The organism is Carboxylicivirga caseinilyticus (assembly GCF_050589785.1).
GTDB lineage: Bacteria > Bacteroidota > Bacteroidia > Bacteroidales > Marinilabiliaceae > Carboxylicivirga > Carboxylicivirga caseinilyticus.
In genome coordinates, this window is the sequence record NZ_JBNGOX010000003.1 from 1 (window position 1) to 13,841 (window position 13,841).

The following is a 13,841-nucleotide window of genomic DNA, read 5'->3' on the forward strand; positions in this document are numbered from 1 at the left end:
TTTTGAGTTTAAAACCCTCGCTGTATCGCTTTACGATACCATTATTGTTATACATAATTGCTACGTGTTGTGTAGCCTTTTTTTAGGACGACTCAAATGGGCAGATGATGCAATGACAGTTGATGGGATGAGTTACATAGTAGGATTGGACATTGAATTTAATATTGGTAGAAAAAATAATTGGGCTCTTGTGTCTCAAGCTCATTTCTTTTCTAAAGATAAATCATGGGATGTTTCTAATAGATACTGGGAGCGAGAAGGTAGATTAAATTATCATTCAATTCGTATTCCGGTAGGTATTAGATTTAAACCCAAAATAACAGATAAAATTGGGTTGTATGTAGATGCAAATTACAGTATTGATTTCGCGCTTGATTCTTATGTTGCGATGTATACAGTACTACCTCAATCTATTAAAGAAGACAAATCAAAGATAAAGCCTACTGCTTTTCCCTTTCTTGGATGCGGAGTGTCTTATAAGAGAGTTAAATTAGGCTTATTATTTGAACCAACACGAGACATTCTTCAAATGTCTGAAACAGGTAGTGAAGATACCGACTACAACGCTTTGTCAATAAGTATATCATATAAAATCTGATAAAACGTTCCGTTATGTTACGAATTGATACAATCTTATTAAAGTATAATACTATTATAGCCATCTGTAATAATACAAAGTCTAATTAGGTATATTAGGACAAATAAATCAGTATTATTTATCAGTTATGAAATTCAGACATTATACAAACATTTGTTTATCAATTCTTTTTGTTACGATGCTCTCGGCATGCAGTGTCCCATGCCAACAAACAGTAAAAGTAGTAGATCAAAATGCTGACGAAAACGTAATCAAATTGTATCAGTTTTTAATGCACAGTGATACTTTGGGTATCATGTTCGGGCATGAAGATACTTTTGCATATGGTATCGGTTGGAAACATGATGGTGAAGAGTATACCTCGGATGTTTATAAAATTTGCGGAGATTTTCCGGCTGTATTCGGTTGGGATCTGGGACATATCGAAACAGGATCGCCTGTAAATATTGATACAGTGAACTTTGAATCAATGAAGAAATTTATTGTGAAAGCTCATGAAATGGGTGGTATCAATACAATTAGCTGGCATCCAACGCATCCTTTAACTGGTGGGTCAACCTGGGATACCACAGTTGTTGTAAATCAGTTATTACCTGGCGGGGCTTTAAATGATAAATTCAATGGATGGATTTCGTCTGTTGGTAACTTCTTTTCTGATTTAAAAGATTCAAAAGGACAAAGTGTTCCTGTTATTTTCAGGCCTTTTCATGAGCATAATGGAAGTTGGTTCTGGTGGGGTGATGCATTGTGCTCGGTAGATGAATATACCCAGTTGTGGAAATATACAGTAAGTTATCTACGCGATACCATGAATGTGCACAATGTGCTGTATGCATATTCACCCAATATTGTAGGTTCAAAAGAAGAATATCTGGCCAAGTATCCAGGCAATGAATGGGTTGATATAATGGGGGTTGATGTTTATGATTTTCCACATTATGGCATTAATTATGCCGAAGTATTACCCCGAAATCTTGAAATTCTGAAGTCAGTAGCTTTGGAGAAAAACAAACCATATGCCTTAACCGAAACAGGTTATTTAAATGAAAAACCGGCTCAGTGGTGGACCAATTCACTTTTGGAATATACCAAAGGGTCTGGAATCAGATGGGCATTAATTTGGATTAATCTTGAAGCAGCTCAGTATTATTTTACTTTTCCGGGACAACCCAGTACTCCTGATTTTAAAGAGTTCTACAAAAGTGAAGAAACCTTATTTGTATCTGATTTACCAGAGATTTACTAAGAGATAAACATATTTAGATTGGCAAACGGTTGTTCAGTTAATTCTGAGCAACCTTTTGTTTTTTATGATAGTAAAAAGTCAATAGCATACTAAATAATATTTGAAGAAGAAAGAAAGTTACTGTGTATAAGAGGCCTCAGTTGGTGAGCAAAAAAACAAGGTTGAATTGACGATTAAAAATCGTTTTCTGTTTGAGTTGAGCGTAGTCAACGAGTTTAAACGATTTCAGTCAATTAACCGTAGTTTTTTTAGTGAGACAGGTGCAGCCTTGATTTTCTTTGCTTCGTTTCTTGCATCAAGGCAAGAAATGAAGTCGGGTTTGGGCGAAGCGCCAATTTGAAAAATAATTAGGACTGAATTGGTGAAAAGTTAGCAAAACAATGGTAATTGATATATGTTATAGATTGGTGAGTTATTAATGTATAACTTGTATGTTTATTTACCCAATAACTAAAATTCACCTGTTATGGCTTCATTTACAAAGCAGGATGCCCTTGATTACCACGAAAACGGCAAGCCTGGAAAAATCGAAGTAGTACCAACCAAACCCTACAGTACCCAACATGATTTGTCACTTGCTTATTCTCCCGGAGTAGCAGATCCGTGTCTCGAGATTGAAAAAAATCCTGATGACATTTATCGTTATACTTCTAAAGGAAATCTGGTTGCAGTGGTTTCAAATGGAACAGCAGTACTTGGTTTGGGAAATATTGGAGCTGCAGCCGGTAAGCCGGTTATGGAAGGAAAAGGATTACTTTTTAAGGTTTTTGCCGATGTTGATGTTTTCGATATAGAAGTCGACGAAACCAATGTGGATGATTTTGTAAAAGTAGTGAAAGCTATATCACCCACTTTTGGAGGCATCAATCTTGAAGATATTAAGGCTCCTGAATGTTTCGAAATAGAAAAACGCCTGCAGCAGGAATTGGATATTCCGGTTTTTCATGATGATCAGCATGGAACGGCTATTATTTCAGCAGCTGGTTTGATTAATGCCCTTGAACTGGTAGATAAGGATATTGCAACCATTAAAGTGGTTGTTAATGGAGCCGGAGCATCTGCCATCATGTGTACCAAGTTATACATTTCGTTAGGTGTTTTACCCAAAAACGTGTACATGCTTGATAGCAAAGGACTCCTGACAAAAAGCAGAGACGATTTGAATAAATACAAGGTTGAATTTGCTCAGGATAGTGATTCGGTTCACCTGGAGGATGTAATTAAAGATGCAGATGTGTTTCTAGGTCTTTCAAAAGGTAATATCCTTACAAAGGAGATGGTTCGGTCGATGAACGATAATCCTATTGTGTTTGCATTAGCCAACCCGGTCCCTGAGATCAGCTACGAAGAAGCAAAAGCCGCCCGTGAAGATGTTATTATTGCCACAGGGCGATCCGATTATCCTAACCAGATAAATAATGTTCTGGGATTTCCTTTTATTTTCAGAGGGGCTTTAGATGTACGGGCTAAAGCCATTAACGAAGAAATGAAGAAGGCAGCTGTTTATGCCCTGGCTGATTTGGCTAAACAGGATGTGCCTGAAAAGGTAAATGCAGCCTACAAAAGTCAGAATCTGATCTTTGGCCGTGATTATATAATTCCTAAACCCGTTGATCCTCGTTTGATAACTGTTGTTGCTCCTGCGGTTGCTAAATCGGCAATTGAAACTGGTGTTGCACGCAAAAAAATTGATGATTGGGAAGTTTACCGCATCGAATTAATGAAGCGTATGGGCTTATACAATAAGCTGGTGCGTGATGTAACCTATAAAGCAAAGTCTGATCCGAAGAAAATTGTTTTTGCCGATGCTGATCATTTTAAAGTGTTGAAGGCAATAGATATTGTCCGTAATGAAGGAATTGCTCAGCCGGTGCTGTTAGGTGACAGGAATACCATTCTTCAATTGGCTGAAGAAAACAAAATAAGTGTTGAAGGCTTACAGATCATTGATACTAAAGAACAGGAGCAGAAGGAGAGAAAAGAAAAATATGCGCAAATGCTCTTTGAAAAGCGGATGCGTAAAGGATTGAACAAGGAAGATGCCTGTCGTTTGATGAATGATCGTAATTACTTTGGTGTTATGATGGTGGAAGCTGGCGAAGCAGATGGTTTTCTGGGAGGTTTTGCCAGTAAATATGCCGATACCATACGTCCTGCACTTCAAATTGTAGGTTCCAATAATACCTTGAATCACATTGCGGGTATGTACATTGTGATGACCAAGAAAGGGCCTTACTTCTTTGCTGATACAACGGTTAACTATCAGCCATCATCACGAACACTGGCTGATACTACTTTGCTAACAGTAAATGAGGTGAAAAAATTTAATATTGAACCGGTTGTAGCTTTGGTTTCATACTCTAACTTCGGATCAACACGTCAGGGAAGTCCATTGAGAGTGAGAAAAGCAGTTCAATATCTTCATGAGAATTATCCGGGCTTATTGGTCGATGGAGAAATGCAGGCCAATTATGCCTTTAATGCTGAGTTAAGGATGAAGAAGTTTCCTTTTACCAAATTGGGTAGCAGAGAAGTGAATACTGTAATTTTTCCAAGCCTGAGTGCCGGTAATATTGCCTATAAAATGATGCAACAACTGGGACAGGTAGAAATCATTGGACCTGTACTTCTGGGTATACGTAAACCAATACATGTATTGCAGATGCAAAGTTCGGTTCGCGAAATTGTGGATATGGCTACTATTACAGTGGTTGATGCACAAACAAAGGATAACGAGATAATAGAATTGTAAGAATTCAATATGTAAATATATAAAAATGGGATCATCGATCCCATTTTTTATATCATAAAGGTAAAGTTGTTACTTGGCAAATTTAAATGATTGACTTCCTAGTCTGATGATATAAACACCATTTGAAAGGTTTTTAACCGAAATAGAACCTTTACCGGAAACTTTTTCAGAAATTAATAACTTACCACTTATCTGGTACACACCCAAATCTGTTAACTGATCTGGTGCTTCATACATAATGGAAGAGCTTGTTCTATCGTACCATGCTTTAATTTCAGTCATATCTGTTATATCAACAGGTGTACTTTCTCCATTAATAGCTGTGGTTTTTACAAAATACCATTGTTGATTTTGATTCGCATCTATTTGATTGTCATATTCTATTATCGGATTACCATTGGAATAAGAGCCACCACTGTTATCAATAGAATAACCGCTTTGCTTATTAATGATTCCATAAACATTGCCTGTTAAAATAGGTTCGAATTCCCATAACTGAGCATCATCATTTGTATCGGGTATAACCTGAATTAATGAATTAACCCTGCCATTTCCGCGCATGGCATAGCCTGTTTGTTTGTTTACAATCTGAAAATATTGATCATCAACCTTATTAATTTCCCAATTCTGGGTTTCTATATTATTGTCAGATTGCCATGAAACAAGCTTTCCATTAAGGCTTTCATTGTTAACATCTATAGAATTTTCTGTTCGCTTATTGTAGATGCGGTAATAATATTCTTCGGCTTCAAATGGTTGCGATGGCAGATTGTCAAAAGTAAATTGTGAATTCAAGAATTCAATTCTGTCCATAACGTAGCTTCTTAAGAAATCAATTTCCTGAGCATAAGTTGGAAACCAGAATTGATTACGGTATACTTTTTCTCCCAATATATCCCACTTAACAAAGTTCTGTTGTTGAGATGCATCCAGCAATTCTTCTGTCTGGGCAATGTAGTCCAGCAGGTATTCTTCAATTCCGCTATCAACAATGGTGTTCCAGCGTTTAATCACTTCTTCAGCAAACCAAACGTCTTTATACATTTGTTGAATCCAAAGAGTCTGACCGGAAACAAGAGTATGGGCATACTCACGCATTAATTTTTCAGTGGCGTCACCCAGCCGGTCATCGTTATTAAAGGCAATGTCAAAGTCCCATAGCGGACCGAAATAGAACTTATCCTCGTTTCTCTTTTTTGAAATATACTGGCTCCAGAATGAGTCGGAGTTACCTGTAAGCTCACATGCTATGTACCAGTTTACAAGCGAGGCTGTATCAACCATCAACCTGTAGCTTTCATTCGGATCATCAAAAGAAGAATCAAAAAGACGGTCCTCAAATGTTTTTGTAAAATTGGTAATGTAATCCTGTTGTTGTGTGTTGATATCCTCTATTTTAGGATATTTGATAGTGATTGGAGTTTTTCTGTTGGTTTCGAACCAATTATCTTCAGTATAGGCAAAGCCATCCAGTTCAAGAAGATAACCACCTGTTATCAGAGGCATTTCGGTATCGTCAATGGTTAAAGTTTCAACATCCACACGATTGGTGCGAACCTCAATTTGGTCAGCAACCATATAATTACCAATGAATTCACCATTCAAAACCACATCGATATAACGGGCCGATGAGGTAAATGGCATATCAATGAAACGGCTTATTTCAAAAGCAATTCCATTTCTTATCAACGATTTATCGCTGTAATTTGCTAATAAAACCCAACTTTTAGCTTTGGCTGGTAAGTTTAAAAAGTTGTATTTGCTCGTAAACTTCAGTCTATACGGCTTTTTCTCAAATCCCCAGGTTGAGTTACCCCTGCCTCGTATTTCTATCTCTTTATTTGTAAATTCTTCAGTGGCATCTGAACTAAGTAAAGTTGCTGTTCCCGGAACATATTCTTCTGTACTTTCAATAGGCGCAGCATTAAGTGTTTCGATATAAAGGGTTGGAATATTTGTGAGCTGCTCCTGCGAATTACCAGTAATATAAGTTAGCAATAAAAGGAAAAGTAGAAGTTTTTTCATTCAGTTGGATTTATTTCTAATGTTCAATTGGAGGGTGTTTTCGAACTATAAATGTAGTAATAATTCAAGTAAATGAATGTGTTATAATCTAAGACATTAATTCATTTAGGAGTATATATTTAATAGCTGTAATTCGTTGGAAAACTATGTAAATAGCAATCATTCAATGCAATATGATTTAGTATTGTGTCTGGAAATATTGAACACTTAATTAACAAGTTGATTTTATGGTTGAAAAAGTGTCATATTATTTAAATTATGAGCTATGAATAATTTTCTGTTGCGTTATTTCTCACATATTCCTTGGGAGATACACCATAAAATGACTTAAATGAGCTGGAGAAATGGGATAGATTGGAATATCCCACTTCGTATGCCACTTCACTAATATTCAGTTTTTTATTGGTAAGTATATAGGCAGCCTGCTTCATTCTGATATTCTTAATGAAATCCCGGGCAGATTGATTGGTGAGTTCTTTTAGTTTACGATGCATATGAACACGACTGATTCCGACGGCATCGGCTAACATTTCAACATTCAGTTCCCCATCCGAAAGATTTTCCTTTACTACAGCCATTATTTTCTGCATTAATACCTCATCATGCGATTTAAGTTTAATTTCTTCAATTGGGTGATTATTTGATTTTTGTGAAAGTTGAAGGTATATTCTTCTTCTGTTTTCTATTAGATTGGCTATTGTTTTCTTTAAGAAGTCGCTGTTAAATGGTTTAACAAGGTACATATCAGCACCTGTTTCAATACCTTCGGCCCGGTCTTCGTCTTTTGATAATGCAGTTAATAGAATTACCGGTATATGACTGGTTGCTATGTTTCTTTTTATCTTTTTACAAAATGTGATACCATCCATAACGGGCATCATTATGTCACTGATGATTAAATCAGGTTTATCCTCCTTGATAATTTCCATGGCTTGTGAACCATTTTCACATACAGTTACAACATACGATGTGCTTAATTCCTGCAAAAGATAATTTCTAATCTCATCTTCATCATCCACTACTAATATCTTGTAGTTTGTCAGATGCTTTTCGTTGTTGTTTGATTGTACTGGGATAACTGCATCTTCAACAGGAAGAACATCTGCGGGTGTTGGGATGAAATTTTCGGATTGTAAGATATCTTTCTTGGGTAGATGACTATTGCCAAGTGGTAAAACAACTATAAAGTTGGTTCCTTTGCCATTCGTTTTGTTTTCGGCATATAGTTTCCCTTTGTGCAATTCAACTAATGATCTTGAAAGATGGAGGCCAATGCCGGTGCCCGTATGATAAAGGTTTTCTTTGGATGATGCCTGATAAAATCGATTGAATATTTTTTCAAGATCGGATTTTTTTAAACCAATACCGGTATCTGATACTTTTATTTCAACATGGCTGAATGTATCCTTCTTTGAATTTTTCCTGGTAATCGGGTCAATGGCAATCTCCACAGATCCTCCGGAGGGAGTATATTTGAAAGCGTTGGAAAGAAGGTTCAGAATAACTTTCTCAAAATTTAAGGGATCAATCCATACTTCCAAATCTTTGTGATTACATTCAATACGAAAATCTATTCCTTTGTTTTCAGCCAGTAATTCATAAGAGTTAGCAACTTCTTTCACTATTTCAAACAGGTTGGTTTTCTGGTATTTGATAAGTAGTTGTCCTTTATCAATTTTTCTAACATCCAATAGCTGACTAACCAAACGATGAATGCGATTGGCATTCAGGTGCATGGTTTGATACAAACGCAATGTTTCATCGTTGGTTTTCTTCTTCAAAAGTTTATCCAACGGATCAAGAATTAGAGTAAGAGGAGTTTTAATTTCATGGGATATGTTGATAAAGAATTGCATTTTATTTTCGTTGGTTCTTTCTGCCTCAACACGCAAAACTTTTTCTTTATTGAATAAGATAATTGCGTATAAAAAGAAAAATCCCAGTGCAATCCATAACACCTTTGCCCACCATGTTTTATACCAGGGCGGATATATTATAATTGTCAGTTTACGAGGTGTGGAATATTGTTCTTTATCAACACCCCGAACATAAAAATGATAGGTTCCATGACTAAGATTGGTGTAGGTAGCTGTACGGCTTAATGAATTACTGGCATTCCAGTTGGTGTCAAATCCCTCCATTTTATATTCATAACTGATGCGGCTTTGATTGGCCAATTCAACAGAAGTAAAACTTATGGAGAATACATTGTCACGTTCAGTTAATCGGATGGTATCAGCCATTACAATGGAACGATTCAGAATGATATGTTTACCTGTTTTTTCACCAATCTCAACAGGTTTACCAAAACGATGAAACTCAGTAAGCATTACATCACGAATGTTTCTGGAATAGTTGAAATAATCTTTTTTAACTTCAGTTACACCATTTATACCACCAAAAAACAATTCATTGTTATCGGACTGATAAACTGCATTTCTCGAAAATTCATTGGACTGTAAACCATCCGATGCATAATAGGTCGTAAAGGTGGTGTCAGAAGGATTAAAACGACTTAAACCGTTATGTGTACTTATCCAAACCTGGTTTCTCTCGTCTTCAATAATGCTGCAAATTACATCACTGCCTAAACCATTTTCGATAGTAAATAACTCGGAAGTGAAATTATGAGTGTTTATTCGAACCAAACCACCATAAGTGCCTGCCCAAACATTTCCATTTGAATCTGATACAAGACTGTAAACAACATTGTGCGGAAGGAAGTTATTTTCTGTAGTAAAAATTTTTATTTCATTCTTTTCGGGTTGAGCATAAACTAATCCATCATAAGTTCCAATCCAGAAATTATTTTCTTTGTCTATGTGAATATCATTAACCCATTTGGGAATTAATTGGTTAAGTGAGTCGGACCAGTTTAATCCTACTTTAAATGTTCCATCATCGGCATTAAAACGGCATATTCCACCTCCTAAAGTAGCCAGCCAAAGATCATTATTCTTACCTGGTTTGATGGCTGTAACTTTATCGTTTATTAACGAGAGCTTGTTTTCAGGATCGTTTGTGTAAGATTTTAGCTGTTTAGTTCTTGTGTTATAACGAAGTAATCCGTTAAAATAGGTTCCAATCCATAAATTATCATCTTCTGAATCATATAAACTCAATACGTTGTTTCCTTCTCTTTCGCCTTTTTTATTTCTAAGTTCAATGGGTTCAATACTGTTTTTTGTGCGGTCTAATTTATAAATGCCATCGCCGTCTGTTCCGATCCATAAAGTATGATCCGATCCTTCCAGTGCAGTGATGCAGTTAGACCCAATACTGTTTGCACTAAATGCACGATATCCATAATGATTAAACATCTCAGGGGATTCAGGAAACAGGAACAATCCTTTTTGAAATATTCCTAACCAAATATTACCAACATTATCTTCAATAATTGAGTGAATTTTACTTCTTGAGAAATCAAATGAAGAACTACCCGGATTCATTTGCTCCAGTTCATCAGTTTGATTATTTAATCGTAATAATCCTTTCCCATCGGTCCCCACCCAAAGTCTTTTTTTTGAATCGAATAAAAGTGATTTAACCGGTAAGTTTTGTTTGTTGGCAGTTGTTATTTTCTTGAATTTACCTGTTTGCTTGTTATATCTGGTTAAACCTGCCTTCAAACTGGCAATATAAATATTACCTCGGTTATCTTCGCTAATGTCCGTTATGTCATTTCCCGGAATGTGATTGGGTTCTTTCTCTGTCTCTGAAAATTTTAAAATTTCTCCCGTCTCAGGGTTATATGAGTTTACTCCATTGTTGTCAGAACCAATCCAGATTAAACCTTCACGATCGATATGAATACATTCAAGATAAAAACTACAAAGCCGTTGATTCAATCGTGTTGAATACCTGGGGCGCTTTGATTCATTTTCTATTTTTAACAGACCATAGCGGGATGTTGTTACCCAAATATCTCCATTTGAGGCCTCTTCAATACCACTAACATAGGGGTGAATTTGCTGATCATTGATATAAACTTCAATTTCTTCGAATGTTTCAGTTATTGGATTGTATACCTGTAATCCATTAATCTGACCTACCCAGAGTTTTCCGGTTTTATCCTCATAAATGGCTGTGACGAAATTAGCTTTTAAGCTTTTTTGTTTTTGACTTCCATTAAACGATTTAAATTTAATACCATCAAACCGGTTTAATCCATCTTCTGTAGCCACCCATATGAATCCAAAATGATCTTGATACACTTCATTTATCAGACTATTGGATAAACCTTCGTTGAAATCGAAAAGTCTTTTTTTCTGACCTAAAGAGGATGTTGAAATTGAAATAAAAATAATTAACAGAAAGATAAAAGCTGATCGCATAATCCATTTTTGGAAAAACTGAATTCTAAAGTAACAAAAATTAACAATAGGAAAAGAAGGCCGTTTTTGTTTTTACAGCTATTTATAACTAATGTAACGTACACTAAAATTTATGTAACGAGAGTATAAATGGCTTAACTAAATGTAAACTTGTTGTTACGATATGGAAATAGTTAATTGGTTAATTGCTGTTAAATTTGAAGTATTCAGTTTTATCAAAATTTTAAAATCCGCTTATGTTAACTAAAAGGTATTTTCAATTCTGTTTTTTACTCTTACTTGTTTTATGGGGATGTAATAATTCAAATCAAAACTCAGATCATTCTGCAAGTTTTGAACAAAGAGTTGATGATTTGGTAGCTAAAATGACTTTGGAAGAAAAAGTAAGTCAATTGCAATACGAGTCTCCGGCGATACCTCATTTGAATATACCTGAATATAATTGGTGGAATGAATGTTTGCATGGTGTGGGGCGTTCAGGTTTAGCTACTGTTTTTCCTCAGGCAATTGGGATGGCTGCTATGTGGGACGATGAAATGATGTACGAGATAGCAAATGCCGTTTCAGATGAAGCAAGGGCTAAATACCATAAATACCAGAAAGAAGGTAAAAGAGGGATTTATCATGGCTTGACATTCTGGACGCCTAATATTAATATATTTCGTGATCCGCGATGGGGAAGAGGTATGGAGACATACGGAGAAGATCCTTATTTGTCAGGAGAGCTTGGTGTGGCCTATATTAAAGGACTTCAGGGAAATGATTCTGTTTATCTTAAACTGGTGGCAACAGCCAAGCATTTTGCGGTACACAGCGGACCTGAATCTAACAGGCATAGTTTTAATGCCATACCATCAGAATATGATTTTCTGGAGACTTATTCTCCGCAGTTTAAGAAAGCAGTTGAAGAAGCGGATGTTTATTCAGTTATGTGTGCCTATAACAGGTTGAATGGATTACCCTGTTGTGGAAATGAGCGATTGAGTAATTTGTTAAGAAATCAATGGCATTTCGATGGTTATATCGTTTCTGATTGCTGGGCTGTGGCTGATTTTTATACTCAGAATGCACATGAGGTTGTTAATACGAAAGCAGAAGCGGCAGCAATGTCGCTAAGAGCAGGAACAGATTTAAATTGTGGAAATTCATATCCTGCTTTAGTTGAGGCAGTGGAAAAAGGATATGTGAATGAATCTGACATTGATATCTCTGTGAAGCGATTGTTTTTAGCTCGTATGAAATTAGGAATGTTTGATGATGATAGTCAAGTGCCTTATGCTTCAATTTCTGAAGATATTATTGATTCGGAACAACATCGTCTGTTAGCTCTGAATGCAGCACGGAAATCAATGGTATTATTAAAAAATGATAATGATCTTCTGCCTTTATCCAAAAGTTTAAAGAAAATCGCAGTGATTGGACCCAATGCCGAACACCTGGAGGCTCTGTTAGGAAACTACAATGGTTATCCTGCTGAACCGATTACTCCGTTTAAAGGAATCAGTGAAAAAATGCCAGATGCTGATGTTATTTATGCGTTAGGTTGTAAACATGCAAATGAACTACCTTATTTGGAAGCTATTCCTGGTGAATTCTTGTATACAGATGAGTCTTTAACAGAAAAAGGTTTGAAAGCTGAGTATTTCAATAATTCGCTTTTTGAAGGAGAACCTGTAATTACACGAATTGATTCAAATCTGGATTTCCAATGGTGGGATAAAGGTCCCGGAGATTCGCTGAACGGTAACGAATTCAGTGCTGTCTGGACTGGTTTTCTGGTACCTGAGAAAACGTGTGAATATACAATTGGAGGACAAGGTTTTAATTCATTTAATGTATGGCTGGATGATGAACAGATTTGTGCGCAGGAAAGTGAACATGATCCGGCAAAAAAGTACGTTCAAATGGTTTTGGAAGCAGGAAGGAAATATAAAATCAGATGTAATTTCAGTCATAAAAACTCAGAGTACGCTTTAGCTCAGTTATTATGGGAGGCACCTAATGATAACTTACAGGCTGAAGCCTTAAAAGCTGCTGGTAATGCTGATGCTGTAATTTTATGCATGGGATTAAGCCCTCTGCTTGAAGGTGAAGAGATGAAAGTGGAAGTGGAAGGGTTTGCCGGTGGCGACAGAGTTGAAATTGGATTACCAAAGGTACAGCAAGAACTGATCAGGAAAATTGTTGCTTTGGGACGTCCTACTGTTTTAGTATTAATGAATGGCAGTGCCCTGGCTGTTAATTGGGAAAATGAAAATGTACCATCTATTCTGGAAGCATGGTATCCGGGTCAGGCTGGTGGTCAGGCTATTGCAGATATATTATTTGGTGATTACAATCCTTCAGGAAGATTACCTCTTACTTTTTATAAATCAACAGAACAGCTGCCAGATTTTGAAGATTATAATATGGAAGGAAGGACTTATCGTTATTTCAAAGGTGAGCCGCTGTATGCTTTCGGACATGGTTTAAGTTATACCACATTTGAATATTCCAATTTGTTAATGCCATCAGAGGTTTTTGCAGGCTCATCAATGACGGTTACTGTTGATGTAACCAATACAGGTAAATACGATGGTGAAGAAGTGGTACAGTTGTATGTTTCACATCCAGATATGGAATTTAAAGCAGCTATCAGAAGTCTGAAATCATTTAAAAGAATTTATTTAAAAGCAGGTGAAACTAAAAATATATCAATGGTTCTTCAGCCTGAAGATATGGCAGTTCTGAATGATAAATATCAATACATTATCGAAGGTACACCCTTTAAAATAAGTGTTGGTGGATGTCAGCCATCGGAACAATCGATTATTGAAAAGAAAACAATTGAATCTGACGTAAATATTCAGCTAATCAATAACGAAGTATTAGTTCTTAAATAACGAT

At 36.2% G+C, this 13,841-nt stretch carries 6 protein-coding genes; 4 read left to right on the forward strand and 2 right to left on the reverse strand.

Annotated elements, in window-relative coordinates; all coding sequences use genetic code 11:
• The 3 genes from ACRD62_RS02035 to ACRD62_RS02045 all read left to right on the forward strand — a co-directional run.
• Positions 1-598, forward strand: a 598-nt coding sequence (locus ACRD62_RS02035; RefSeq protein ID WP_430818451.1) for a hypothetical protein, incomplete at its 5' end; no start/stop codon positions are given.
• A gap of 127 nt (positions 599-725) precedes the next feature.
• Positions 726-1,844 (forward strand): glycoside hydrolase family 26 protein, encoded by a 1,119-nt coding sequence (locus ACRD62_RS02040; RefSeq protein WP_430818452.1) that lies wholly within the window; start codon positions 726-728, stop codon positions 1,842-1,844.
• Positions 1,845-2,310: 466 nt separating this feature from the next.
• Positions 2,311-4,596: an NADP-dependent malic enzyme gene (locus ACRD62_RS02045; protein WP_430818453.1), complete on the forward strand. Its 2,286-nt coding sequence runs from the start codon at positions 2,311-2,313 to the stop codon at positions 4,594-4,596.
• Positions 4,597-4,665: 69 nt separating this feature from the next.
• Here ACRD62_RS02045 and ACRD62_RS02050 read toward each other — a convergent pair whose 3' ends face one another.
• Positions 4,666-6,621 (reverse strand): CotH kinase family protein, encoded by a 1,956-nt coding sequence (locus ACRD62_RS02050; protein WP_430818454.1) that lies wholly within the window; start codon positions 6,619-6,621, stop codon positions 4,666-4,668.
• 263 nt (positions 6,622-6,884) lie between these two features.
• A complete protein-coding gene (locus ACRD62_RS02055) occupies positions 6,885-10,955 on the reverse strand; it encodes a hybrid sensor histidine kinase/response regulator transcription factor (RefSeq protein ID WP_430818455.1) in 4,071 nt (1,356 codons plus the stop codon).
• 236 nt (positions 10,956-11,191) lie between these two features.
• Here ACRD62_RS02055 and ACRD62_RS02060 point away from each other — a divergent pair, with 236 nt between their 5' ends.
• A complete protein-coding gene (locus ACRD62_RS02060; protein WP_430818456.1) occupies positions 11,192-13,837 on the forward strand; it encodes a glycoside hydrolase family 3 C-terminal domain-containing protein in 2,646 nt (881 codons plus the stop codon).
• The last annotated feature ends 4 nt before the right edge of the window (positions 13,838-13,841 follow it).

Bases quoted from the DNA above. Each gene is read 5' to 3' on its own strand.
- ACRD62_RS02060 (WP_430818456.1), top strand. From the start codon at position 11,192: ATGTTAACTAAAAGGTATTTTCAATTCTGTTTTTTACTCTTACTTGTT.
- ACRD62_RS02050 (WP_430818454.1), bottom strand. From the start codon at position 6,621: ATGAAAAAACTTCTACTTTTCCTTTTATTGCTAACTTATATTACTGGT.
- ACRD62_RS02045 (WP_430818453.1), top strand. From the start codon at position 2,311: ATGGCTTCATTTACAAAGCAGGATGCCCTTGATTACCACGAAAACGGC.
- ACRD62_RS02055 (WP_430818455.1), bottom strand. From the start codon at position 10,955: ATGCGATCAGCTTTTATCTTTCTGTTAATTATTTTTATTTCAATTTCA.
- ACRD62_RS02040 (WP_430818452.1), top strand. From the start codon at position 726: ATGAAATTCAGACATTATACAAACATTTGTTTATCAATTCTTTTTGTT.